Raw genomic sequence first — 23,424 nt, forward strand, 5'->3', positions numbered from 1 at the left:
CGCACAAAAGTGGCGCGGCCTTTTTGATTTATACGATTTTGGGAGAGATCAGATGAGCGACAGCATAACCACATTTTTCGAGGCTTGGGGCATGAGCGATGACGCGCCACGTGCCGAGGCAATTGCCGCTGCATTCACTGCGGATGGTACATATGCTGACCCGCGTTCTCCTGAAGCGCTTTCAGGCCCAGCGGCGATAGCGGGCTACGTCAACATGTTCAGCGCAGGTGCGCCCGGATGGACAGCTAAGGTCGTAAACCTCAGCACGATCGGGAACAGTCACCGCGCGACAGTCGCGTTTGGCGGTATGGGGCCGGACGGCAAAGAAATGGTGCAGCACGGCCAGTATTTCGCGGACATGGACGGCGACAAAATCGCGCGCATGATCGGCTTTGTTGGCACTGGAGCACCAGAGTAATGAACACTGCCGCCGACATTTCTCCAGCCATTGAACTCAAAGGGATTTCCAAGGCGTTTGGACCTGTTCAAGCCAACAAAGATATCTCCATCCGCGTGATGCCCGGTACGATCCACGGGATTATCGGTGAAAATGGCGCGGGCAAATCAACGCTGATGAGCATCCTTTATGGCTTTTACAAAGCGGATAAGGGCGAGATTTTTATTAGCGGCAAAAAGACTTTGATCCCTGACAGCCAAGCGGCGATTGCAGCGGGGATCGGAATGGTGTTCCAGCACTTCAAACTGGTCGAAAATTTCACGGTGCTTGAGAATATCATCTTAGGTGCAGAAGACGGCGCAATGTTGCGGCCATCCCTCGCGAAAGCGCGCCAGTCGTTGACGGACTTGGCGTCTGAGTACGGCTTGGACGTTGATCCTGACGCGATTGTCGAAAACCTGAGCGTGGGCCATCAGCAGCGTGTCGAAATCCTCAAAGCGCTCTATCGCCAAGCGGATATTTTGATCCTTGATGAACCCACAGGCGTGTTGACCCCTGCCGAAGCGGACCAATTGTTCCGCATCCTGAACCGTTTGCGCGAAGAGGGTAAGACGATCATCCTGATCACCCACAAGCTGCGCGAGATCATGGATACGACCGACACAGTGAGCGTCATGCGTCGTGGTGAAATGACGGCAACTGTGAAGACGTCTGAGACCTCCCCTGCTGGATTGGCAGAGTTGATGGTGGGCCGTAAGGTGTTGTTGCAAGTGGACAAAGTCCCTGCGACCCCAAAACAGACAGTGCTCGAAGTTGAGAACTTGCGCGTTGTAGACGAAAAAGGTGTTGAGCGGGTCAAAGGCATTTCGCTCGATGTGAAAGCGGGTGAAATCCTTGGGATCGCGGGTGTTGCGGGCAACGGCCAATCTGAGCTGCTCGAAGTGCTCGGCGGGATCACTTCCGGTACAGGCGTTATTCGCGTGAATGGGCAAGACATTGATCTCACTGGCAATTCCTCTGACGGGCAATCCCGCCGAGCGCGCGGCATTGCGCATGTGCCAGAGGATCGTCAACGCGAAGGTCTGATCATGGATTTCATGGCTTGGGAAAACACCGCTTTTGGCTATCACCGTGATCCTGCCTATCAATCGGGTATCTTGATGAATAACGCCGCGATTCGCGCAGATACCGAAGGCAAGATGCAGCGCTTTGATGTGCGGCCACCTAATCCGAAGCTCACCGCCAAGAATTTCTCTGGCGGCAATCAACAAAAGATTGTTTTAGCGCGAGAGATCGAACGCAATCCTGATTTGCTTCTGATCGGTCAACCCACACGCGGAGTCGATATTGGTGCGATTGAGTTTATCCACCAACAGATCGTCGCTCTGCGCGATCAAGGTAAGGCCATTTTGCTGGTCTCTGTCGAGCTTGATGAAATTTTCGCTTTGTCCGACCGCATTGCCGTGATGTTCGATGGGCAACTTATGGGCTTTCGTGATCCTGCAAAAACTGATGAAAAAGAGCTGGGTCTGATGATGGCCGGTGTCGTTGAAGAGGAAGCTGCATAATGGAAAAAATGCCAGCATGGGCCGACGCGGTCCTCGTTCCGATTATCTCGCTATTGCTTGCCGCAATTCTCTCTGCGCTTGTGATTGTGGCTATTGGGGAAGATCCTGTCGCAGCTGTCAAATTGATGGTGCAAGGCTCACTCGGGAGCACTTACGGCTGGGGCTACACGCTCTATTATGCGACGAACTTTATGTTCACCGGCCTTGCCGTCGCAGTCGCGTTCCATGCGCGCATGTTCAACATCGGCGGTGAAGGGCAAGCGATGCTCGGCGGACTTGGTGTCGCCGTTGTCTGCCTGTACATGCCGTGGCCGCATTGGTCCTTGGCGCTTATCTTTGCGACCCTTTCGGCTGCTGCCTTCGGTGCGGCTTGGGCGTTTTTGCCCGCGTATTTACAAGCAAAGCGCGGCAGTCATATCGTGATTACCACGATCATGTTTAACTTCATCGCCGCCGCTTTGCTTAACTACTTGCTGGTTAATGTCATGCGCCCGAAAGGGTCGATGGACCCCGCGACTGCTAAGTTTCCTGAGACGACGCATCTGCCAACGCTGCACGATATCTTGGAACCTTTCGGTATCGCGTTTTCCAAAGCGGCCCCTGCGAATGTTTCGCTCATTGTAGCAATTATCGCCTGCGTTGCGGTCTACTTCCTGATCTGGCGCACCCGTCTTGGCTATGAAATCCGCGCATTCGGGCACTCTGAATCTGGTGCGAAGTATGCAGGTATCAGCCCAGTCAAAATCACAGTTGTCGCGATGCTCATTTCAGGCGGACTAGCTGGCATGATGGCAATCAACAATGTCATGGGGGAAGGCGAACGACTGATCATGAACTCGACTGAAGGGGCGGGTTTCATCGGAATCGCTGTGGCACTCATGGGACGTTCACATCCCTTTGGCGTGTTCCTAGCCGCGATTTTGTTCGGTTTTCTGTACCAAGGTGGCGCAGAACTGGCGCTTTGGACATCCATTCCGCGCGAGTTGATCGTCGTGATCCAAGCGCTGGTCATCCTGTTTACCGGCGCGCTTGATAATATGGTGCGCATGCCGCTCGAGAAGCTCTTTCTGATGTTTAGAAAGGGAGATGCATGATGGATTTTCTCACCATTATCCAAGTGCTCGATAGCACTGTTCGTCTTGCGACCCCTCTTTTGCTCGCTTGTCTCGCAGGGCTATTTTCTGAGCGCGCAGGCATCTTCGACATTGGCTTAGAGGGTAAAATGCTCGCAGCCGCGTTCTTCTCTGCTGCGATTGCGGCAATGACAGGCTCTGTCTGGCTTGGCTTGCTCGCAGGTATCGCGGCGTCGCTTTTCCTGTCTGGTATTCACGGCCTCGCTTCGATCACGTTTCGCGGCAACCAACTGATTTCCGGCGTTGCGATCAACTTCCTTGCCGCTGGTATGACCGTTTTGATTGCACAAAGCTGGTTCAAACAGGGCGGGCGCACGCCGTCGCTGATGAGTGAAGGCCGTTTCAATCCAATCGAGCTGCCATTTGCAGAAGCGCTCAGCGATGTTCCATTCCTTGGCCCGATCTATTCAGAACTGATTTCCGGTCATTCCATCCTCGTCTACGTTGCTCTCGCTGCTGTGCCTGCAACATGGTGGATCCTGTTTCGCACGCGTTTTGGCCTGCGTCTGCGCGCGGTTGGTGAAAACCCCGCGGCGGTTGATACCGCTGGTGTGTCGGTAGTTGGCCTGCGTTTTGCTGCGGTGGCGATCTGTGGTGTACTTTGTGGCATCGCAGGAGCCTATCTGGCCACTGGACTGCAAGCGGGTTTTGTCAAAGACATGACGGCAGGTCGTGGCTTCATCGCGCTTGCGGCGCTGATCTTCGCAAAATGGCGTCCTTGGTATGCGCTGAGCGCCTGCCTGCTCTTTGGCTTCTTGCAGGCCATCGCCTTGCGCTATCAAAATATTGATCTCGGTGCATTTACAGTGCCTGTTCAAGTCATGGATGCCCTGCCCTACATCTTAACAGTGGTGATCCTTGCGGGTTTCGTGGGCAAGGCGGTTCCCCCCCGTGCAGGCGGAGAGCCCTATGTAAAAGAGCGCTAATAGGTCCAGTTCAACGAGAAACATCAGTCCTAAAGCGAGTGAACCTTTGAGCTGACTTGCCAAGGGCTGGTTCATGGGTTTAAGGAGCCTCATGCAAATATACCTTCCCATCGCCGAAGTTTCGGTAAACGCGTTTCTCCTTTTGGGTCTCGGCGGGATTGTGGGCATTCTGTCAGGTATGTTTGGCGTCGGTGGCGGCTTTTTAATGACGCCGCTGTTGTTTTTTATTGGCATCCCGCCTGCGGTTGCTGTTGCGACAGAAGCCAACCAGATCGTTGCATCCTCATTCTCTGGCGTGCTCGCGCATGTGAAACGCAAGACCGTTGATTTCAGGATGGGAACTGTCCTTTTGATAGGCGGCCTTGTGGGCGCTGCTTTGGGCGTTCTGGTCTTCAACTATTTGAAAGCACAGGGCCAAGTCGATCTGCTTGTCAAACTCTGCTATGTGCTTTTTTTAGGCATTATTGGCGCTTTGATGTTCGTCGAGAGCCTGAATGCGATCCGCAAATCCAAAAAACCGGGCAAAGCGCCAAAGCGCAAGCAGCGCGGCTGGATTCATGCACTGCCTTTCAAGATGCGCTTTCGCACCTCCGGACTCTACATCTCCGTCATTCCACCCCTAATCGTGGGTGTCGCTGTTGGTGTTTTGGCAGCGATCATGGGTGTCGGCGGTGGTTTCATTATGGTTCCCGCGATGATCTATCTGCTTGGCATGCCGACGAAAGTTGTCGTTGGAACCTCGCTTTTTCAGATCATCTTTGTCACCGCATTTACCACGCTCTTGCACGCGACAACCAACTTCACCGTTGATATGGTGCTCGCGGTTCTTTTGCTCGTTGGCGGTGTTTTTGGCGCGCAAGTCGGTACGCGTATCGGCACCAAGCTTAAAGCTGAACAACTCCGCATCCTGCTCGCCATCATGGTGCTTGCGGTCTGTGGCAAGCTTGCATTCGACCTCCTTGTGATGCCGTCTGAGCTTTACTCGCTCGGCGCGGCGGGGGGCCACTGATGCTGCGTTTCATGGTCCTGTTTCTTGCGCTCGCTTTACCCGCAAAAGCGGAAGAAGTTGTGCTTGGCATGTCCCAAACCGAAGTCGCGATCACCGCGAATTTCGATGGCTCGGAAATCTTCATCTTCGGGGCTGTTAAACGCGAAGAAGCGATCCCAGCAGGCGATCCGCTACAAGTAATCGTGGCGATCCAAGGCCCCTCCGAGCCACTCACGGTGCGCCGCAAAGAAAAACGTTTTGGCATTTGGATCAACACGGATTCCGTCGAAGTCGATGCTGCCCCCAGCTTTTATGCTGTCGCAACCAGCGCTCCTTTTGATGAAGTGCTTAGCTCGACTGAGGATTTGCGCTATAAAATCTCAATCCCCAGTGCGATCCGTTCTGTTGGTGCGCCAATGACGGTCGCTGATTCACAGAGCTTTACCGAAGCCGTGATCCGCGTGCGCAAAGCCAACAAGCTGTTTCAATTGCTGGAAGGCGATGTCGAGTTCTCCGAAGAAACACTCTTTAAGACGTCCATCGCGATGCCAGCAAACCTGACCGAAGGCGAATATCGCACGCGCATCTACCTCACACGTTCAGGCAAAGTCGTCTCTGAGTATGAAACACTGATCGATGTGCGCAAAGTCGGGCTAGAACGTTGGCTCTACACACTTTCACGTCAGCAACCGCTTATCTACGGATTGCTCTCGCTTGCCATCGCAATCTTCTCCGGCTGGGCAGCTTCTGCGATCTTCACAGGTCTGCGCCGCAATTAGGCTTCATCTTTCCGAATAAACTTCGGGGGAGTCGGCAAGGCCGACGGGGGCTGGCCCCCTACCCACGCCCGATAAAGGGCATCTTGCTCGCCATAATCGTCATAAACTGCACATTCGCTTCAGGCGGCAAATTCGCCATATGCAAAACCGCACGCGCCGCTTCACCAACATCCATCGACGGCAATGGCTCAAAACCATTCATCGCACGGCGCTCATCCAACTCGGTCACCAAAGCTGTGCGTGCGTTGCCAATATCAATCTGTCCACAAGCGATATCATGCGCGCGTCCATCCAAAGACAACGTCTTTGTCATTCCCGTAATCGCGTGCTTTGTTGCTGTATAAGAAATCGAGTTTTCACGCGGGCTATGTGCTGAAATGGACCCGTTGTTGATGATCCGCCCACCCTTCGGGTCTTGTTTCTTCATTTGCCCGTAAGCCGCCTGCGCCGCCAAAAACATGCCATGCAAATTCACATCAACCACTGCGCGCCAATCCGCATAGCTGATTTCATCAATTTCTGCCTGTTTGCCAAACATGCCCGCATTGTTGAACAAAACATCTAAACGACCTGCGACATCCGCAAAGCCTGCAACGGCCTCTTGTACCGCCAGTTCATCCGTCACATCCGCAGGCAGTGCGACTGCCGTGTCATAACGGGACGCGACATCCTCGAGCAGTTCTTCACGCCGCGCCAACAATCCAACGCACCAGCCCTCGTTCAGGAACAACTCAGCGGTCGCAAGACCAATGCCAGAACTCGCTCCAGTGATCAAAATACTCTTCATATCTCTTCCGTCTCCAAAGTCAGTGGTGCCGCAGGCGCTGCACGCAAATCATCCACACGCAAAGCACCGCTCGGGCGCGATAAACGATTGCGTGTCACCCAAATCAGCCGTTCCTGCGCACGTGTTATCGCGACGTAGGCCAAGCGCTTCCACAATGGTTGCCCAGCTTCAACGCGCCCCATACGCGCAGCTACAAACAAATCAGGCGAAAACACTTGAACGGTGTCCCATTGACTGCCCTGCGCTTTGTGAATTGTCACCGCTGCACCATGCAAAAACGTCGCGCCCATGCGGGCTGCAAAGGGAATGAACGGTTCTTCTTCGTCCGGCATCTCGATCTTAACGATCGAAGCCGCAGACACCTGGGGATCTTCTGCGCCAATCACGTGAAGTCGCGAAAACCCGGGCTTTCGTCCGGGTCCGAGATAAATGACCTGCGCCCCTTTGATAAGTCCGCGCGCTTCCAGATCAAGCCGCTTTTTGCGATGCTTGAGCGGCAACTCGATTCCATCACAGATCAGCGGTTCACCCTCCAGCAAGGCGTCATCTGGCGCGCCATGAACAGAGCGGAATGCATTGATCAACCTGATCCTCGTCGCGTTGCGCCACACCAATACAGGAGAGCGCGCCATCAGATCGACCTCGACCCGCTGCCCCCAAACCACGCGATCATCTTTGCGCGACGCCTCTTCTACCATTTTCTCGAAACTCTGAAAATCGAGCTGTGGATCGGCCAGCGCATGGGCCAGATCAAGGATAGGATTGTCGGCATCTTGACGGTGAATACGGCTCAGTTCCAGTTTGCGTGGGCCTGTTAAGCTATCAAACACCATCCCGCCAGACTGGTTCACTGGCGCAAGTTGCGCAGGGTCACCAAACAACACTAAAGTCGGGAAAATCTCTTTAAGATCATTGAATTGCTTTTCATCCAACATCGAGGATTCATCGACAAACCCAATATCGAGCGGATCTTCGCGACGCTTCCAGCCTGTGATGAAATCCGAGCCACGCAAGCCCGCTGTCGCCAAAGCACCGGGAACCGATTTGTTGGTTTGATAAAAGGCCATCGCACGATCCAGCGCTTCGTCGGTTAGCCCTTCGATGCTCGGGCGTTCACCATTTCCAGCAAGCCATTCCGCAACTTTCTCATACTCTGGATCATACACGGGCGTGTATAAAATGCGGTGGATCGTCGTGGCAGGAACGCCGCGCATACGCAGAACAAAAGCCGCCTTATTGGTCGGTGCCAAAATCGCGAGCGTGCGTTTGTCTTTCTTTTTTCGGCTCTCGTATTCGCCTGAGACAATGCCCACGCCAGCCGCTTCCAGCGCTTTATAAAGCTCGGCCAACAGCAGCGTTTTGCCTGACCCTGCTTTGCCAATCAATGCCATCACGCTTTGCTCTGGTCCTTGTGGCGGCATGAGCAAGGAATCTTCCAAGTCGATCCCCGCAGAGCGCAGCATATCGGTCACCGCATCAAAGGCGGCCGCTTGGTCTTCGGAGAGCGTGAGAGCGGGTAAAGTCATGGGGCTCAAGGTATCTGCGCCCCTGACAAATCACCAGCGTTGGTTTGCGCGGTTCATGCGATTTGTGCGAGTGCAAGCTGCTCGGAACCAAAGGTCCGCTCGAACCAAAGTCGCGAAAGAGCTGGCGAAATCCCTGCCTTTTGAGAAACGCGCATCCGCGCTTCGGCCGTAAACGACCATAGCCCAACGCTGATCTTTGCGCGCCCTTCACCCGTGCTGCCAAAGACCTCTGGACTTGCACCAATGATGCGATAGATGCGTACCATGCGTGCATCAAACACACCCACGAAATGGCGCACATTGAAGTTCTCCATAATCTCGCCGCCCGCAAGCATCAGCGCCGCAGCCGTGCGTGGCTGTGCCGTTCGAGACAGACAAAAACGCGTGCATTCCCAAATTTCAGGGCTTCGCACATCACCGCCGCCCAAAATGTCCGAAAAATGTTCATTCACCATTGTGCGTCCGGTGCTTGGCAACATGCGCATTGATCCACCATGCGAGCCGTCAGCTTGCTGATAGATCACATAAAGCGGGTTAAAATCGTCATATTCATCACGTTCAAAACCATCCTCATTAACTGTAACGTCCCAACCAAGGCGTGTTTTGAATTGGTCAGCGCGATCCTGAAACATGGATTTTTTCAGCTCTGGCAATGCCTCTAGCTCGTCTGCATATAGATATCTGATCATTTTTGTCGTCCCCATCTGTGTAACGATGGACGATGACGACCTTGGCTTTAACGGATGTGAACAGAGCGCGCGGTGTCTTTGGGTTTAAACAACAATCAACCCTCGGCTCATAGCGCGGGCAACTGCGTGGGTGGTGTTTACTGCACCCAATTTGAAGCGCGCAGACTCAATATAAACGCGCAAAGTGTGCTCGGAAATTTCCATCGTATCTGCCGCTTTGGCACGATTGTAACCCATAGCGAGGAACGTCATCGCGTCCACTTCACGAGGTGAAAGTGTGCGCGACGCTTCTGGAACGCGTTCAGGTTCAAATTCCAATGCCTTTTGATTGAAGAAATGCGCGAGCAATATCAATGGTCTGCGATGCTGGTTCTTGAACACTTGCCACTCGTCATCCGAGCAAGAATGCGACGCAGTAAAGAGGGCGTATTGCCCATTTGGCCCGCGCATAGGAATCGAAAAACCCTGATTTCCTACGCCGTATTCAATTGCCTCACTGCGAAACAAGCGTGCCGCTTTTGAGGACCAATCTAGCCGCTTCCAGTCAACGGGGTGAAATCGCTGGTTACAGCCTAGAATCACAGGATCGACCCGCAAATACTCTTTCTCGATGTAGCGTGCGACCCAGGCGGGGGAATAGGTGCCACAGCCGTATTGGTCCCCTTGGCTGTTCACCCAATGATAAACCATATGGTTAATACGGTAGGCTTCACATAGATCAACAATGACTGCTTGAAGGTCTTCAAGCCCTGCTGCGCGTTCGAGCGCTGCCAGGTTGCGGTCCACGTCCACTTGGTGCCAATTTTGAGCCAAGGATTGGCCTTTCCATCATCGTGTCCAATTCCGCAGATGCAACGCTATGCGTGCTATCGAGTTCCCGCTCCAAGGCTGAGAGGCCATTGAGAGACGCGAATTTCTTTAGATCTGTCAGAACGTCCAATATCCAATTATTATTCATGATGACACTCGCCTTTAGGGGTTAATGAAAGATTAACACAACCCTAACATGAGTGGATTAATATTCGGTATTCGCGGAAAACAACTCCCCAGAAATAGCGAGGCCGCTAAATTTAATACATTGGAAGCGTTAGAAGTGCTGCTCAAAAGCAAAGCACCCGCGAACACAAATGTGATTCGCGGGTGCTGTTGTTTCCATTGTGGAAACAGTTGGGGATTATTTCGCGGTTAATGCATCTTCAAATGTCCGCAAACCTGTCTTTGGCGACTGCACAAGCACAGCCATATTGCCTGGCTTATGCTCATTGCGCAGCATCTTCATATGCGCCGCGGGCAACGCGTCCCACTCGAAAACTTCTGACATGCATGGATCAAGACGACGCTCAACCATGAGGTGGTTCGCAGCAGATGCTTGCTTGAGATGAGCGAAGTGGCTACCTTGCAAACGCTTTTGGTGCATCCACATGTAACGCACATCAAACGTACAATTAAAGCCGGTGGTGCCCGCACAAATCACGACCATCCCGCCTTTTTTACAAACGAGCGACGATACCGGGAAAGTGCTTTCGCCAGGGTGTTCAAACACCATATCAACGTTCACGCCTTTGCCTGTTATATCCCAAATTGCTTTTCCGAACTTACGCGCTTCTTTGAACCACGTAGCATACTCAGGCGTGTTCACCGTTGGGAGCTGTCCCCAGCAGCTGAAATCTTTGCGGTTGATCGCGCCTTTTGCACCAAGGCCCATAACGAAATCACGTTTGTCCTCATCAGAGATCACCGCAATGGCATTTGCACCCGCTGTATTGATGAGCTGAATCGCGTAAGAGCCAAGACCACCGGAAGCCCCCCAAACAAGAACGTTCTGGCCTGGCTTGAGATCATGTGGCTCATGGCCAAACAACATCCGATAAGCAGTGGCAAGTGTCAGCGTATAGCAAGCGCTCTCTTCCCACGTTAGATGCTTTGGACGCGGCATTAACTGCTGAGCTTGAACATTCGTGAACTGTGCGAACGAGCCATCAGGCGTCTCGTAGCCCCAAATCCGCTGCGACGTGGAAAACATTGGATCGCCACCATTACAGTGCTCATCATCGCCATCATCTTGATTGCAATGCACGACAACTTCGTCACCAACTTTCCAGCGCTTCACCTTATCGCCAACAGCCCAAACGATGCCCGCAGCATCGGAACCCGCGATGTGGTACGGCTGACCGTGCCCGTCAAACGGGGAGATCGGCTGACCAAGGGCTGCCCAAACACCGTTGTAATTCACACCTGCTGCCATAACGAGAACGAGCACTTCGTGGCTATCAAGCGTGGGAACATCAACCACCTCTTGCTGCATCGCCGTATCCGGCTCTCCGTGACGCTCGCGGCGAATGGCCCATGCATACATCGACTTTGGGACAAATCCGAGAGGCGGCATCTCACCCATCTCGTACAGGTCCTTTTCAGGTGCATCGTAAGCGATAATCCCAGTTTCTGTGTCCAGAGCCATGTTGGCCTCCTGTAATTTCAATTTGCCGCAACGCAGAATCGTCGCTTCTAAGATTGAGTAGAGACGCAAAAGCAACAATGCAACTCTAGAAAGTCACTTTTTGTAATTTTATAACCCAGCAGTCGCAGCATTATGCTGCGCGCGCATTCTTAAGTTTTGAGATGCGCGATGCTGTTGGCATAGTATCGCAGCGCAAATCGCTGTGCTTCATCGACCACGATGCGCTCGCCTTCGCTTCGCAAAATCTTGCGTTCGCTCAAATGTTTTAGAGCAATCTCTGCTGTGTAGCTGATTTCACCGCGCGGCATATGCACATGCGCGCTTTTCATGCGGTCGAGCTCTGCTTGCATCAAACCGGCCAAGTCCGCCTTGGCGATACTCTCGCGGTCTTGCATGACGGAAGCCAGCAAGGGAACAGGCACCACAGGGACAATTTCTGCGATCTGCTCCATCAATTCCTTTGCAAGGCTTTCGGCATCCGGCGCACCATGCGTCTTAACATGCGCGCGCAAGGACACAGCGGGACCAAAGCTGACTGCTGCATAGCCAAAACGATGAAACCTGCCGCTCAAACGCAACCAAATTTGTTTCACGAAGAAACCTGCGACAACACTGATCCGCGCCCGAAAGCGACGCGTGCCCGCTGCATCAGCCGCCATCAAAATGCGATCCTCAAGCACGCGGTCATAGTTCAACGCGACGGGTACAAAGAGTACTTCTCGGCCTTCTTCCTCGTAACCGTCAGTGATATATTTGAGCAATCCCAACTTTGGCGGCGCGAGCTTGCCATCCAACGACAAGCCCCCCTCGGGGAACATCGCCTGCGTCACGCCCGCTTGCGTCGCCAAATGAACGTAGCGCGCGAGGACACGGCGATAGAGATCGCCACGCGATTTGCGGCGGATAAAATAGGCGCCCATTGCTTTGATCAAACGACTAAGCGGCCAAACGCGCGCCCACTCACCGACCGCATAGGCCAGCGCTGAACGCTCTGCTGCAAGATAAGTGACCAAGACGTAGTCCATGTTGGAGCGATGGTTCATCACGAACACCACTGTTGCGTCTTTGTCCAACGCGCTGAGACCTGCATCATCATGATACCCAAGTCGAACACGGTAAAGCGCGTTGCTGAGCCCCCGGGCAATCCGAATTGCGAACCCGAAATACGCTGTGGCACTAAACGACGGCACAATCTCGCGCGCATATTTGCGTGCTTGCTCAAACGCCACATTCTCAGGAACGCCATTGCGGCGCGCATGATCTGCAATCGCTTGGCTCACATCTGGATCATAGATCAAACGCTGAATCATGTCGTAGCGCCGCGCCAGCTTGAATGGTTCAATCGGACGCTCAAGCCGTTCATTCACACGTTTTACGACACGTTCCATCCGACGACGGAAAAACCAACGCACAGATGGAAATAGGAAATGCGACGCAAAGGTAACGACCGCAAAAAGCAGGATCAGGCTAAAGAACCAAATGGGCATTTCTACAGTTTGCGTCATGGCGCGACCCTTGCAGTAAGGCGGTGGAGGGTAAATATGATTCTTAGGAACGAGTTAAGGATTGAAGAGACATGTCTGCCATTCGCATCACATCCGGCTTTGCCGAGACCGAACGCGCAGCAGTCGCCGCGCTCTATTGGGAAGCCTTTGCGCGCAAACTCAACTTCGGTCTTGGTCCAATGACGAAAGGCATCGCATTTCTGGCCCGTGTCGCAGATCCGCGTTTCGCCCTTTGTGCACGCAGTGACACAGGCGCACTCCTAGGCATCGCTGGATACAAAACGTCTGAGGGCGCGCTGATTGGCGGCGGCTTTTCCGACCTCGCTGCAATTTACGGTCTTTTGGGCGCAACGTGGCACGCGGCTTTGCTTTCTGTTCTTGAGCGAAATCTCGAAAGCGGCACTTTGTTGATGGATGGCATCTGCGTCACCCGCGAAGCTCAGGGCATGGGGCTAGGCACTGCGCTTTTGCGTGCGATCAAAGACGAGGCAAGCGCACAAAACTGCGACGATGTCCGCCTCGATGTGATCGACAGCAATCCCCGTGCTAAGGCGCTTTATGAACGCGAAGGCTTTGTTACAGGCAAAACCCAGTCACTTGGCCCGCTCAAACATCTCTTTGGATTTTCCACTGCGACTGAAATGCGTTTCATACTCTCACTTTAGCCAATGAAATGCCGCAACGCAGCGAATTGACACTTGCGCAAAATTACATATACATATCTTCAAACGTAATAAAATTACCAAGATGATTCATGAGGGCCGCTATGACCGACACATCGAATGCTGTGAAAAAAGATCGCCCTTGGCTCATTCGGACCTATGCTGGCCACTCAACAGCGAAAGCGTCAAACGCACTCTATCGCGGCAATTTGGCGAAGGGTCAGACGGGCCTGTCTGTGGCTTTCGATCTGCCCACGCAAACAGGCTATGACAGTGATCACGTACTCGCGCGCGGCGAAGTCGGCAAAGTTGGCGTGCCTGTTTGTCATTTGGGCGACATGCGCACATTGTTTGATGACATCCCTCTAGAGGACATGAACACATCCATGACAATCAACGCGACGGCCCCTTGGTTGCTGGCGCTTTATGTCGCTGCTGCCGAAGAACAAGGCGCGGATGCCTCCAAGCTGCAAGGCACGGTGCAGAACGATCTGATCAAGGAATACCTATCGCGTGGCACCTACATTTGCCCCCCGAAGCCCTCGCTCAAAATGATCGCGGACGTGGCTGAATATTGCTACACGAACATCCCAAAGTGGAACCCAATGAACGTCTGTTCTTACCACTTGCAAGAGGCAGGCGCGACACCGGAACAGGAACTCGCGTTTGCTCTGGCGACTGCTACTGCCGTCCTCGATGAACTGCGCCCGCGAGTTCCAGCCGAAGATTTCCCGACGCTTGTGGGTCGTATCTCATTCTTTGTGAATGCAGGTATCCGTTTCGTGACCGAGATGTGCAAAATGCGCGCGTTTGTTGATCTCTGGGATGAGATTTGTCTAGAGCGGTATGGTGTTGAAGACCCCAAGATGCGTCGTTTCCGATATGGCGTTCAAGTGAACTCGCTCGGTCTGACAGAGCAACAGCCAGAAAATAACGTCTACCGCATCCTTCTTGAGATGCTCGCAGTGACTTTGTCGAAAAACGCCCGCGCCCGCGCTGTACAACTGCCCGCTTGGAACGAAGCCCTTGGTCTGCCGCGCCCTTGGGATCAGCAATGGTCCATGCGCATGCAGCAAATCCTAGCCTATGAAACGGATTTGTTGGAGTTCGACGACCTCTTCGATCAAAACCCCGCTGTGGATCGCAAGGTTGAGGAGCTCAAAACGGGCGCGCGCGCAGAGCTTGCCAACCTCGGTTCCATGGGCGGCGCGATAGACGCAATTGATTATATGAAATCGCGCTTGGTGGATTCCAACGCGGACCGCCTTAACAAGATCGAGCGCAATGAGACCATCGTTGTTGGCGTGAACAAGTGGCAGCAAGGTGAGCAATCACCGCTTCAAACAGAAGACGGCGGCATCATGGTTGTTGATCCAGCCGTAGAAGATGAACAAATAGCGCGCCTGGAAGAGTGGCGTTCAAGCCGCGATGACGCCGCGGTTCAAGTCGCCCTAGCCGCGTTGCGCGAAGCGGCGCGCAATGGCGAAAATGTCATGCATGCCTCAATCCAAGCCGCGAAAGCTGGCGTCACGACGGGTGAATGGGCCGCACAAATGCGCGCAGTGCATGGCGAATATCGTGGACCGACGGGCGTGTCTGCGTCTGTGTCCAACAAGACCGAAGGCCTTGATGACATCCGTGATGCGGTAAATGTTGTAAGTGACAAACTGGGTCGTCGCCTGAAGTTCCTCGTCGGCAAGCCGGGGCTTGATGGTCACTCCAATGGCTCTGAACAGATCGCTTTCCGCGCACGTGATTGCGGCATGGACATTGAATATGACGGCATCAGGCTCACACCTGAAGAACTCGTTGCCTCCGCGTTGGAAACCCGCGCGCATGTTGTTGGCCTCTCAATCCTTTCAGGCAGCCATATTCCGCTGGTTGAAGACTTGATGAAGCGCATGCGAGAGGCAGGTCTTGGTGACACGCCGGTGATTGTTGGCGGGATCATCCCCGATGACGACGCAGATCGCCTTCGTGCAATGGGTGTCGCGCGGGTCTACACGCCGAAAGATTTCGAACTGAATGCGATCATGAAAGACATTGTCACCCTGGCTGATCCCGCGCCGATTGCCGCTGAGTGATTGACGCTATCGCGCGGCGGACTTACCGTCGAGCGCATGAACACATCCCTTATCATCCGCCCACTTGAGCAAAGTGATGAAGCCGATTGGCGCCGTCTTTGGACCGCCTATCTAGAATTTTACGAAAGCTCGGTGAGCGAGGAGGTCTATGCGACCACTTTCGAACGCCTCCTCGATCCTGCGAACACTGCTCAATGCGCGGCCTTGGCGCTCTTGGACGGTACACCTGTAGGGCTCGTTCATTGGATTTATCATCCGCATAATTGGAAGATTGAGGACGTTATCTACCTGCAAGACCTCTATGCGGATCCATCTGTGCGCGGCACAGGTGTCGGGCGTGCGCTGATTGAACATGTCTACGACGTTGCGGATCAAGGCGAAACGCCAACAGTCTATTGGATGACCCAAGAGTTCAACGCGACAGCGCGACAGCTTTATGATCGCATCGCGAGCAAAACCGTTTTTGTGCAATACAAACGCTAGGAAGTTATCATGACCATTCATATCGGTGCAAAACCTGATCAAATCGCTGAAACAGTCCTGATGCCCGGTGATCCCTACCGTGCCAAATGGGCGGCGGAGACGTTTTTGAAGGATGTCGAACTCGTCAATGAAGTGCGCGGGATGCTGGGATTTACGGGCACTTGGAACGGCAATCGCGTCACGATCCAAGGCAGCGGAATGGGCATGCCATCTTTGTCGATTTACGCCAATGAATTGCTCAAAGACTATGGCGCGAAAACACTGATCCGCATCGGATCATGCGGGGCGATGCAACCTTATGTTGGCATCCGCGACGTGATCATTGCGATGACATCTTCGACACTTTCGACACCTTCACTCGGGTTTTTCAAAGAGCTGAATTACGCGCCTTGCGCTGATTGGAGCCTGCTACGAGCGGCTGTGAATGCGGCTGAAGCAAAGGGCACTAAGACCCACGTTGGTGGCATTTATTCTGCCGATGTTTTCTACGATGAACGCCCTGATCTCAATGAGCAAATGATGCGCCATGGCATTCTTGGTGTCGAGATGGAGGCAGCCGAGCTCTACACACTTGCCGCGCGTTTCAATGCACGCGCGCTTGCGGTTCTGACAGTCTCCGATCACCTGATCACAGGCGAAGCGCTGCCGTCCGAAGATCGCGAGCGAAGCTTTGGCGAGATGGTTGAAATCGCGTTGGAAGCCGCTTTCACTTAACGCCCATGCGTGCCGTCGTACCCGTTTGGTTGCGGCGGCTCCCACCCGTCCAGCGCACCTACCGCAGGTTTGAACACCTCAACCAAAAGCGGGTGACATTGCGCTTCGTCGCTTGAATGCTCGCTTGAACAATCTCCGCCTGGGCAAGCGCTGAGAGCGCCCAGCAGATCAATCTCTGCAAACAGTTCGAGATAATCGCCTTGCCGCACAGGGCTGGCCTTCATGAAGTACTGCCCTGTATCGCGTGTAAAACCAGTGCACATGAAGACATTGAGAACGTCATGAACATGCGGTTCCGCCTCTTTCAACGCTACATCGAGATGATCCGCCAACGCACGCGTCAGGTTGGAATGACAGCAATGATGATAGTGCGTTCCAGAGAGCAAGTTGCCCGTATACGGATCACAGCGCGTACCAATTACATCGTGCACAGAGCCACCGAAGGGATCGATGCCATACCAACCAAGCGTGTCAGTTGTGACTGTTGCCATGGGGCGAAGCATAGGGAAGGAGCTCCACAGGCTTTCCCCCGTTGTGACATGCGTGCCGTGCAATGCTCGGGTTTTTCCAGTGTAAAACCGTTCCGTTATGTCATCAGCATTCCACAGATTGAGATCGCCAACCTGCGGACCTTCAGGGCAGGACATACGAAAAAAATGTCCCGCAGGAACAGTAAACATGCGCGCATCACGTGCCGGCACGAGCGTTTCACCGATTTTCTCTGCTCCTTCAAGCGCTTTGGCATATAGCAGCAAATCGCGTCGCGGCAGACCATCTACAGGATAGCAAATGACAGGTTTAATGTTGCGCCGCTGATCCGCGTCGCTGGGTGGGCTTTGCATCATCTGCTCCTTGAGACCTTAAGAGGACGGATCAAAAGAAAACCCGCCGCACCAGAGTACGACGGGTTGTTTCGATTTTTCTAGAAAAATCGTGCGCTTAAACAGTGCGCTCGACCATCATTTTCTTGATCTCTGCGATTGCGAGCGCCGGATTCAATCCCTTTGGACAGGTCTTGGCGCAGTTCATAATCGTGTGGCAACGATAGAGCTTGAACGGATCTTCCAATTCATCCAAACGCTCGCCCGTCGCCTCATCACGGCTATCGATGATCCAACGATAGGCATGAAGCAACGCCGCAGGTCCAAGGTAGCGATCACCATTCCACCAGTAAGATGGGCAAGACGTTGAACAGCATGCGCACATCACGCATTCATACAGACCATCAAGCTTTTTGCGATCTCCGATAGACTGCTTCCACTCTTTCGCAGGGCGGTTTGTTTTCGTCTCAAGCCACGGCATGATGGATGCATGTTGCGCATAGAAATGCGTCAAATCGGGGATCAAATCCTTGATTACAGGCATGTGCGGCAGCGGGTAAATCTTAACGTCGCCTTTGACTTCATCCATGCCATAGATACAGGCAAGCGTGTTGATCCCGTCGATATTCATCGCACAAGACCCGCAAATGCCTTCACGACAAGAACGGCGGAACGTCAGCGTTGGATCAATCTCGTTCTTGATCTTGATCAGCGCGTCCAGAATCATCGGACCACAGTTGTCCATATCCACCCAATAGGTATCCACAGACGGGTTTTTGCCGTCATCAGGGTTCCAGCGATATATCTGGAATTTGCGAATGTTGTTCGCACCTTCGGGCTTTGGCCAGGTTTTGCCAGTCGTCATGCGGGAATTCTTGGGGAGGGTCAGTTGTACCATCGTCTCACTCCTTTACAGAAACAGGCCAAGGCCGTTTTTGGAAATGCATTGCACCGTTTCAGGACGCGATGCGATTGCTGTTACGGTTTCGACGGTCGCGGGCGTCACACCTGTGGCACCCGCTTTGGCGATGTCGAAAATTTCAAAACGCGAGGCGTTGTCGATCACACAATCCGTCACCGGTGCGGCATTCACACCTGGAAACTTTTGCGCGACCACATCGTTCACAACACCTTTGGCAGTATTGCGAGCGACCGTGTCAGCTGCATCATTCGCTTGGACACAGGCACCCAAAGTCAGCGCGATCGTCAAGATCAAAACCGCGCGCATTAGAACGTCCGCTCTTTCGGAGCAATCCTGTTAAGGTTAATGCCACCTTCCGCTTCCGTCGAAAGCGGAGCGGTGATCACTGGGCGATGGCTCAACTCAACATCTTTGCCATCAACGCGGCTGATCGTGTGGACACGCCAGTTTTCGTCATCACGCGTTGTGTAATCCTCATGGGCATGAGCACCACGGCTTTCTTTGCGCGCTTCAGCACCAACAATCGTCGCCAATGCGTTTGGCATCAGGTTTGTCAGCTCGAGTGTTTCCATAAGATCAGAGTTCCACACGAGCGAGCGATCCGTTACTTTCAGATCATCCACTTTCGCGGCAACATTGGTCATCTTCTCAACGCCCTCTTTCAATGTCTTGTCGGTGCGGAAGACGGCTGCATCTTCTTGCATGGTCTTTTGCATCTCGAGGCGCAACTCCGCAGTCGGCGTGCCACCATTCGCATTGCGCAGACCATCAAAACGATCAAAGGCCGCATCGACAGAAGCTTGGTTCAAAGCCCCATTTGCCGCTTCAGCATCCACAACCTTGCCCGCGCGGATCGCAGCGGCGCGGCCAAAGACCACAAGGTCAATCAAGGAGTTTGAGCCCAAACGGTTTGCACCGTGAACCGACGCACAGCCCGCTTCGCCAACAGCCATAAGGCCAGGAACAACTGCGTTGGGATCTTTCGCAGTGGGGTCGAGAACCTCACCAAAGTAGTTCGTGGGAATGCCGCCCATATTATAGTGAACTGTCGGCAAGACCGGAATTGGCTCTTTATTAACGTTCACGCCTGCAAAAACCTTGGCAGATTCGGAGATGCCGGGCAGGCGCTCAGCGAGAGCCTCCGCAGGAAGGTGCGATAGGTTGAGGTGGATGTGATCCCCACCAGCACCGACACCGCGACCTTCGCGAATTTCCATTGTCATGCAACGCGAGACATAGTCGCGCGGCGCGAGGTCTTTGTAGTTCGGCGCATACCGCTCCATGAAACGCTCGCCTTCGGAGTTGGTGAGATACCCACCTTCCCCACGCGCACCCTCGGTTATAAGACAGCCGGAACCGTAAATACCCGTCGGGTGGAATTGAACGAACTCCATGTCCTGCAAAGCAAGACCTTGACGTGCAACCATGCCGCCGCCATCGCCTGTGCATGTGTGCGCTGAGGTGGCAGAGAAATAGGCACGACCATAGCCACCCGTCGCCAGCACAACCATCTTCGCGTTGAAGACGTGCATCGTGCCGTCGTCGAGCTTCCAGCAGACAACGCCTTGGCAAACGCCGTCATCCGACATGATCAGATCAATCGCGAAATACTCAATATAGAATTCCGCATTGTTCTTCAGGGACTGCCCATAAAGTGTGTGCAGGATCGCGTGACCCGTGCGATCTGCCGCGGCGCATGTGCGCTGAACGGGAGGACCTTCGCCAAATTCAGTGGTGTGACCACCGAATGGACGCTGGTAAATCTTGCCTTCTTCCGTGCGCGAAAACGGCACGCCGTAGTGTTCTAGTTCGTAAACCGCTTTGGGCGCTTCGCGCGCGAGGTATTCCATCGCGTCCGTGTCACCGAGCCAGTCAGAACCCTTGACCGTGTCATACATATGCCACTGCCAATTATCGGGCCCCATGTTGGACAAAGACGCCGCAATGCCACCTTGCGCCGCAACAGTGTGCGAACGCGTTGGGAAAACCTTGGTTACACAAGCGGTGCGCAAGCCTTGCTCGGCCATGCCAAGTGTTGCACGCAAACCAGCACCGCCGGCACCAACCACAACAACATCATAGTCGTGGGTTTCATATTCATAAGCTGCCATTTGGGTCGCTCCGAAAAATTATAGGGCCAGCTTAGCGATGGCGAAAACGCCGACCGCTGCTGCACCGTAGCTGAGGCAAGTAAGAACGATGATAAGGACTTTCTGCATGAGGCCATGCACGTAATCCTCGATCAGCACCTGTGCGCCATCGTTGAAATGTTTGAACCCGACGAGGATCGTCAAAGCGGCTACAATCGCCGGGAATGGCCGCGCAAAGTAGGCTGTAACCTCTGTGTAGCTGGATCCAAGGATCCCGCCGAACGTGAAGATGAAAACGGGTACGAGAAATAGCAAAGCAACGGAGCTTACTTTCATCGACCAGAAATGATGTGTGCCGGATTTTGCGCTGCCCATGCCGGTTGCGCGTTTGCGGTCTGTTAAAAATGCCATGTCTCGCGCTCCCTTAGATGATGATGACAGTGAGAAGCGTCAGAACGATAGAGCCGCCGATGACTGCATATCCCATCTTTTCCGCTGTCTTAATCTCGAGGCCAATCGCATTGTCCCAGATCAAATGCCGCACCCCAGCGAGCGTGTGATACCACATGCCCCAGAGCGAGAAGAACAGGACCAAATCACCAAACCAGCTGGTCAGAAACCCATTCGCCACTGCGAAGTAGCTCTCTGATGTCGCGGCGGCCAAGAACCACCAAACGATAAGCAAAGACGCGATCAGCATTGCGTTGCCAGTAATCCGTGTGAGAATGGAGGTCATCGACGTCAATTGCGGACGATAAATCGATAGATGCGGTGAGAGCGGGCGATTGCCCCTGTTCACATCAGCCATAGCTGTTTCCTTTTGATGTCCCTTGACCTTGTTCTAACGTATTATTCGCCGCTGTCACCTAACAGGAGATAAACAACGCGCGGTAAATTGGCGCAATTTGCAGAAATTTTCAACTTTGTGATCACACGCAAAGTTTGCGTGATCACAAAATGCTAATCCGCAGCAATCTGAGTCGCAATACCATCAAGCCAATCAACGAGCTCAGTGCACATTGTGATGCTTTGCGCGTCCAGATCGTAAAAGGCGTTCGCCTCGTCGCAGCTTTCAAGGGTCACAGTTATATTGCGTGGCCATTTGAACTCAGCATTCAGAGCTTTGATTTCGTGCGAAATCAACTCCATCGCGACGGAGCCGTTCAGCACCAGTTGACCTGTTAAGCCTGAATTCGCGCTCATGCCATCCAGGACAGAATGCCAACTGTCAGCTGCCAAAGCGAATTCATCTTCGCAACCCTCTGCGCGCTCTTCAGGCAATTCCAAATCCTGCGCAAACTCTTCGCGCCCGTCCGGATCAGCCCCATAAAACAAGCAAACGGTGTTAAAATAGCGCTGTTCATCTGGACCGTGGGTGTCCCAGAACGCGGGCTCATTCTGCGCTTCTGCCCAAAACAGATTGGCACTGTCGTAGGCAATCACTTCAGCATCTTCGGCCTCATAGAGCGCATCAATCAGAAGGATCGACAAAGCGTCCGCCGCATCCTCTTCCTGACCAAAAATCGGCACATCCATTTGATGGATCACAGCATGGCCAAGCTCATGATAAAAAATCGCGAGCAAGTTGCTTTCAGTGAAGTCCGCCATCGCTGGCGCAGGCACAAGCGCCAAACACAATGCCCCCGCGCGCATCATTTCGGCATCACCACCCAGTAATCAAGATCGAGCAAAACCTGCGGCATGTATTTACCGTTCTCTTGCTTCAACTGGAAAACCGCATCGCTCTTATAAGCCACCAATCGCAAACGCACCGCGCCAACGCTCGGTGTGTTTGTGTCTGCTTTATCAAGCACTTCAGACCAAGCGCGCACAGTATCCCCGCTAAAACAAGGGTTCGCATGCGCACCGCCATTTAAACCGATAATCATCTGCGCGTTCGCCAAGCCGTTAAACGAAAGCGCTCGTGCCATCGAAATCACATGACCGCCATAGATCAACCGTTGGCCATCATCGCGGTGCGTCGCATCGAAATGCACTTTTGCAGTGTTCTGCCAAAGACGCGTCGCCATCATGTGTTCTGCTTCTTCAATCGTCACGCCATCGACGTGATCAATCTTTTCACCGATTTGGTAATCACCCCAACGATGCGGCTCACCAGAAAGCGCAATGTCGTATTTACCAAAATCGAGACCCTCGGGGATCAACAGATCAGCAATCTCCAAAGTGCCCTTGAGCTCTGGCACAACCGTTTCAGGCGCAGGCGCGTTTTCATCGCGTTTGCGTACCATGACCCAACGCACGAATTGCATCACAGGTTCATCGTTCTGATTAATGCCCGATGTGCGCACGTATACGACACCCGTTTTACCGCTGGAATTCTGCTTAAGCCCAATCACTTCCGACACAGAACGCAGCGTATCGCCAGCATAAACAGGTTTCAGCCAGCGCCCTTCTGCATAGCCAAGGTTGGCAACGGCGTTGAGCGAAATGTCAGGGACCGACTTTCCAAAAACCACATGAAACGCTGCAAGATCATCCAGAGGGGATTCTGGCAAACCGCTCGCACGGGCGAATTCATCCGACGAATACAGGGCATGACGCGCAGGATAAAGCGCATGATACAAAGCGCGTTCGCCCCTTGATACAGTGCGTGGTACAGCATGGTGGATCACATCGCCAATGGTGTAATCCTCGAAAAAGCGGCCCGCGTTGGTCTTGAGCATTTATTGTGCTCCTAGTTTCATATCTGGCGAGTAGTCCGCTTCGACAGCTTTGGTCACAGCTTGGCCACACCGCATGTTGCCTTTGACGGGATCAAACGTTTGCGTCGGCGCGCCGTAGAGCTCCCAGCCTTTGGCCAAAGCATCACTCACCTTATGGCAAAAGGCCGATGTGTCGTCCTCACTAAGAAAGCGGTAAATCGTGCTCATG

25 protein-coding genes are annotated in these 23,424 nt (G+C 53.5%); 10 read left to right on the top strand and 15 right to left on the bottom strand.

Annotation, left to right across the window (positions count from 1 at the left end; translation table 11 throughout):
* Window positions 1-52: 52 nt before the first annotated feature.
* From PFRI_RS11670 to PFRI_RS11695, 6 genes are all read left to right on the top strand, one after another.
* Window positions 53-418, top strand: a complete 366-nt coding sequence (locus tag PFRI_RS11670; protein WP_072630887.1) for a nuclear transport factor 2 family protein — start codon at window positions 53-55, stop codon at window positions 416-418.
* Window positions 418-1,965 carry an ABC transporter ATP-binding protein gene (locus PFRI_RS11675; RefSeq protein WP_072630888.1) on the top strand — a complete coding sequence of 516 codons (1,548 nt, stop codon included), beginning with the start codon at window positions 418-420 and terminating at the stop codon, window positions 1,963-1,965. Before PFRI_RS11670 ends, PFRI_RS11675 begins: the two co-directional genes overlap by 1 nt.
* Entirely contained in the window at window positions 1,965-3,059 is a 1,095-nt protein-coding gene (locus PFRI_RS11680; RefSeq protein WP_072630889.1) for an ABC transporter permease, read from the top strand. The genes PFRI_RS11675 and PFRI_RS11680 overlap by 1 nt, the downstream gene beginning before the upstream one ends.
* Window positions 3,059-4,024: an ABC transporter permease gene (locus tag PFRI_RS11685; protein WP_072630890.1), complete on the top strand. Its 966-nt coding sequence runs from the start codon at window positions 3,059-3,061 to the stop codon at window positions 4,022-4,024. Before PFRI_RS11680 ends, PFRI_RS11685 begins: the two co-directional genes overlap by 1 nt.
* Window positions 4,025-4,115: 91 nt before the next feature.
* Window positions 4,116-5,033 carry a sulfite exporter TauE/SafE family protein gene (locus PFRI_RS11690; protein ID WP_072630891.1) on the top strand — a complete coding sequence of 306 codons (918 nt, stop codon included), beginning with the start codon at window positions 4,116-4,118 and terminating at the stop codon, window positions 5,031-5,033.
* A complete protein-coding gene (locus PFRI_RS11695) occupies window positions 5,033-5,791 on the top strand; it encodes a TIGR02186 family protein (RefSeq protein WP_072630892.1) in 759 nt (252 codons plus the stop codon). The genes PFRI_RS11690 and PFRI_RS11695 overlap by 1 nt, the downstream gene beginning before the upstream one ends.
* A gap of 58 nt (window positions 5,792-5,849) precedes the next feature.
* On the opposite strand, the gene PFRI_RS11700 is transcribed toward PFRI_RS11695, so the two are convergent.
* From PFRI_RS11700 to PFRI_RS11730, 6 genes are all read right to left on the bottom strand, one after another.
* Complete coding sequence (locus PFRI_RS11700) at window positions 5,850-6,578, bottom strand: SDR family oxidoreductase (RefSeq protein ID WP_072630893.1); 729 nt, start codon at window positions 6,576-6,578, stop codon at window positions 5,850-5,852.
* Window positions 6,575-8,104 carry an ATP-dependent DNA helicase gene (locus PFRI_RS11705; RefSeq protein WP_072630894.1) on the bottom strand — a complete coding sequence of 510 codons (1,530 nt, stop codon included), beginning with the start codon at window positions 8,102-8,104 and terminating at the stop codon, window positions 6,575-6,577. The genes PFRI_RS11700 and PFRI_RS11705 overlap by 4 nt, the downstream gene beginning before the upstream one ends.
* Window positions 8,105-8,157: 53 nt before the next feature.
* On the bottom strand, window positions 8,158-8,793 hold the full coding sequence (locus tag PFRI_RS11710) for an acyl-homoserine-lactone synthase (protein ID WP_072630940.1): 636 nt from the start codon (window positions 8,791-8,793) through the stop codon (window positions 8,158-8,160).
* A gap of 84 nt (window positions 8,794-8,877) precedes the next feature.
* Window positions 8,878-9,606 carry a helix-turn-helix transcriptional regulator gene (locus PFRI_RS11715; protein WP_072630895.1) on the bottom strand — a complete coding sequence of 243 codons (729 nt, stop codon included), beginning with the start codon at window positions 9,604-9,606 and terminating at the stop codon, window positions 8,878-8,880.
* 361 nt (window positions 9,607-9,967) lie between these two features.
* A complete protein-coding gene (ccrA, locus tag PFRI_RS11725) occupies window positions 9,968-11,251 on the bottom strand; it encodes a crotonyl-CoA carboxylase/reductase (protein ID WP_072630897.1) in 1,284 nt (427 codons plus the stop codon).
* Window positions 11,252-11,400: 149 nt separating this feature from the next.
* Window positions 11,401-12,756 (bottom strand): 1-acyl-sn-glycerol-3-phosphate acyltransferase, encoded by a 1,356-nt coding sequence (locus PFRI_RS11730; RefSeq protein ID WP_072630898.1) that lies wholly within the window; start codon window positions 12,754-12,756, stop codon window positions 11,401-11,403.
* Between the two features lie 71 nt (window positions 12,757-12,827).
* On the opposite strand from PFRI_RS11730, the gene PFRI_RS11735 reads away from it, so the two are divergent.
* From PFRI_RS11735 to deoD, 4 genes are all read left to right on the top strand, one after another.
* Entirely contained in the window at window positions 12,828-13,421 is a 594-nt protein-coding gene (locus tag PFRI_RS11735; RefSeq protein WP_072630899.1) for a GNAT family N-acetyltransferase, read from the top strand.
* A gap of 101 nt (window positions 13,422-13,522) precedes the next feature.
* Window positions 13,523-15,502: an ethylmalonyl-CoA mutase gene (locus PFRI_RS11740; protein WP_072630900.1), complete on the top strand. Its 1,980-nt coding sequence runs from the start codon at window positions 13,523-13,525 to the stop codon at window positions 15,500-15,502.
* Between the two features lie 36 nt (window positions 15,503-15,538).
* Window positions 15,539-15,985, top strand: coding sequence for a GNAT family N-acetyltransferase (locus PFRI_RS11745; protein ID WP_072630941.1), 447 nt, complete (start codon window positions 15,539-15,541; stop codon window positions 15,983-15,985).
* 9 nt (window positions 15,986-15,994) lie between these two features.
* Window positions 15,995-16,699, top strand: a complete 705-nt coding sequence (gene deoD / locus PFRI_RS11750) for a purine-nucleoside phosphorylase (RefSeq protein ID WP_072630901.1) — start codon at window positions 15,995-15,997, stop codon at window positions 16,697-16,699.
* On the opposite strand, the gene PFRI_RS11755 is transcribed toward deoD, so the two are convergent.
* The 9 genes from PFRI_RS11755 to PFRI_RS11795 form a co-directional block, all read right to left on the bottom strand.
* Window positions 16,696-17,541: an urea carboxylase-associated family protein gene (locus tag PFRI_RS11755; protein WP_072630902.1), complete on the bottom strand. Its 846-nt coding sequence runs from the start codon at window positions 17,539-17,541 to the stop codon at window positions 16,696-16,698. The two genes, deoD and PFRI_RS11755, sit on opposite strands and share 4 nt — an antisense overlap.
* A 97-nt stretch (window positions 17,542-17,638) precedes the next feature.
* A complete protein-coding gene (locus tag PFRI_RS11760; RefSeq protein WP_072630903.1) occupies window positions 17,639-18,418 on the bottom strand; it encodes a succinate dehydrogenase iron-sulfur subunit in 780 nt (259 codons plus the stop codon).
* Window positions 18,419-18,430: 12 nt separating this feature from the next.
* Window positions 18,431-18,748, bottom strand: a complete 318-nt coding sequence (locus PFRI_RS11765) for a succinate dehydrogenase (RefSeq protein ID WP_072630904.1) — start codon at window positions 18,746-18,748, stop codon at window positions 18,431-18,433.
* Window positions 18,748-20,553 (bottom strand): succinate dehydrogenase flavoprotein subunit, encoded by a 1,806-nt coding sequence (sdhA, locus tag PFRI_RS11770; protein WP_072630905.1) that lies wholly within the window; start codon window positions 20,551-20,553, stop codon window positions 18,748-18,750. The genes PFRI_RS11765 and sdhA overlap by 1 nt, the downstream gene beginning before the upstream one ends.
* A gap of 18 nt (window positions 20,554-20,571) precedes the next feature.
* Window positions 20,572-20,943 (bottom strand): succinate dehydrogenase, hydrophobic membrane anchor protein, encoded by a 372-nt coding sequence (gene sdhD / locus PFRI_RS11775; RefSeq protein WP_072630906.1) that lies wholly within the window; start codon window positions 20,941-20,943, stop codon window positions 20,572-20,574.
* Window positions 20,944-20,956: 13 nt separating this feature from the next.
* Complete coding sequence (sdhC, locus tag PFRI_RS11780; protein ID WP_072630907.1) at window positions 20,957-21,340, bottom strand: succinate dehydrogenase, cytochrome b556 subunit; 384 nt, start codon at window positions 21,338-21,340, stop codon at window positions 20,957-20,959.
* A gap of 152 nt (window positions 21,341-21,492) precedes the next feature.
* A complete protein-coding gene (locus tag PFRI_RS11785) occupies window positions 21,493-22,188 on the bottom strand; it encodes a DUF4344 domain-containing metallopeptidase (protein WP_072630908.1) in 696 nt (231 codons plus the stop codon).
* Window positions 22,185-23,216, bottom strand: coding sequence for a MaoC family dehydratase (locus PFRI_RS11790; protein ID WP_072630909.1), 1,032 nt, complete (start codon window positions 23,214-23,216; stop codon window positions 22,185-22,187). The genes PFRI_RS11785 and PFRI_RS11790 overlap by 4 nt, the downstream gene beginning before the upstream one ends.
* Complete coding sequence (locus PFRI_RS11795; RefSeq protein ID WP_072630910.1) at window positions 23,217-23,423, bottom strand: DUF1737 domain-containing protein; 207 nt, start codon at window positions 23,421-23,423, stop codon at window positions 23,217-23,219.
* Window position 23,424 lies beyond the last annotated feature (1 nt).

Source organism: Planktotalea frisia (assembly GCF_001890925.1).
GTDB lineage: Bacteria > Pseudomonadota > Alphaproteobacteria > Rhodobacterales > Rhodobacteraceae > Planktotalea > Planktotalea frisia.

Coding starts and splice junctions, on each gene's coding strand:
- PFRI_RS11670 (WP_072630887.1), top strand. CDS start 53: ATGAGCGACAGCATAACCACATTTTTCGAGGCTTGGGGCATGAGCGAT.
- PFRI_RS11675 (WP_072630888.1), top strand. CDS start 418: ATGAACACTGCCGCCGACATTTCTCCAGCCATTGAACTCAAAGGGATT.
- PFRI_RS11680 (WP_072630889.1), top strand. CDS start 1,965: ATGGAAAAAATGCCAGCATGGGCCGACGCGGTCCTCGTTCCGATTATC.
- PFRI_RS11685 (WP_072630890.1), top strand. CDS start 3,059: ATGGATTTTCTCACCATTATCCAAGTGCTCGATAGCACTGTTCGTCTT.
- PFRI_RS11690 (WP_072630891.1), top strand. CDS start 4,116: ATGCAAATATACCTTCCCATCGCCGAAGTTTCGGTAAACGCGTTTCTC.
- PFRI_RS11695 (WP_072630892.1), top strand. CDS start 5,033: ATGCTGCGTTTCATGGTCCTGTTTCTTGCGCTCGCTTTACCCGCAAAA.
- PFRI_RS11700 (WP_072630893.1), bottom strand. CDS start 6,578: ATGAAGAGTATTTTGATCACTGGAGCGAGTTCTGGCATTGGTCTTGCG.
- PFRI_RS11705 (WP_072630894.1), bottom strand. CDS start 8,104: ATGACTTTACCCGCTCTCACGCTCTCCGAAGACCAAGCGGCCGCCTTT.
- PFRI_RS11710 (WP_072630940.1), bottom strand. CDS start 8,793: ATGATCAGATATCTATATGCAGACGAGCTAGAGGCATTGCCAGAGCTG.
- ccrA (WP_072630897.1), bottom strand. CDS start 11,251: ATGGCTCTGGACACAGAAACTGGGATTATCGCTTACGATGCACCTGAA.
- PFRI_RS11730 (WP_072630898.1), bottom strand. CDS start 12,756: ATGACGCAAACTGTAGAAATGCCCATTTGGTTCTTTAGCCTGATCCTG.
- PFRI_RS11735 (WP_072630899.1), top strand. CDS start 12,828: ATGTCTGCCATTCGCATCACATCCGGCTTTGCCGAGACCGAACGCGCA.
- PFRI_RS11740 (WP_072630900.1), top strand. CDS start 13,523: ATGACCGACACATCGAATGCTGTGAAAAAAGATCGCCCTTGGCTCATT.
- PFRI_RS11745 (WP_072630941.1), top strand. CDS start 15,539: ATGAACACATCCCTTATCATCCGCCCACTTGAGCAAAGTGATGAAGCC.
- deoD (WP_072630901.1), top strand. CDS start 15,995: ATGACCATTCATATCGGTGCAAAACCTGATCAAATCGCTGAAACAGTC.
- PFRI_RS11755 (WP_072630902.1), bottom strand. CDS start 17,541: ATGCAAAGCCCACCCAGCGACGCGGATCAGCGGCGCAACATTAAACCT.
- PFRI_RS11760 (WP_072630903.1), bottom strand. CDS start 18,418: ATGGTACAACTGACCCTCCCCAAGAATTCCCGCATGACGACTGGCAAA.
- PFRI_RS11765 (WP_072630904.1), bottom strand. CDS start 18,748: ATGCGCGCGGTTTTGATCTTGACGATCGCGCTGACTTTGGGTGCCTGT.
- sdhA (WP_072630905.1), bottom strand. CDS start 20,553: ATGGCAGCTTATGAATATGAAACCCACGACTATGATGTTGTTGTGGTT.
- sdhD (WP_072630906.1), bottom strand. CDS start 20,943: ATGGCATTTTTAACAGACCGCAAACGCGCAACCGGCATGGGCAGCGCA.
- sdhC (WP_072630907.1), bottom strand. CDS start 21,340: ATGGCTGATGTGAACAGGGGCAATCGCCCGCTCTCACCGCATCTATCG.
- PFRI_RS11785 (WP_072630908.1), bottom strand. CDS start 22,188: ATGATGCGCGCGGGGGCATTGTGTTTGGCGCTTGTGCCTGCGCCAGCG.
- PFRI_RS11790 (WP_072630909.1), bottom strand. CDS start 23,216: ATGCTCAAGACCAACGCGGGCCGCTTTTTCGAGGATTACACCATTGGC.
- PFRI_RS11795 (WP_072630910.1), bottom strand. CDS start 23,423: ATGAGCACGATTTACCGCTTTCTTAGTGAGGACGACACATCGGCCTTT.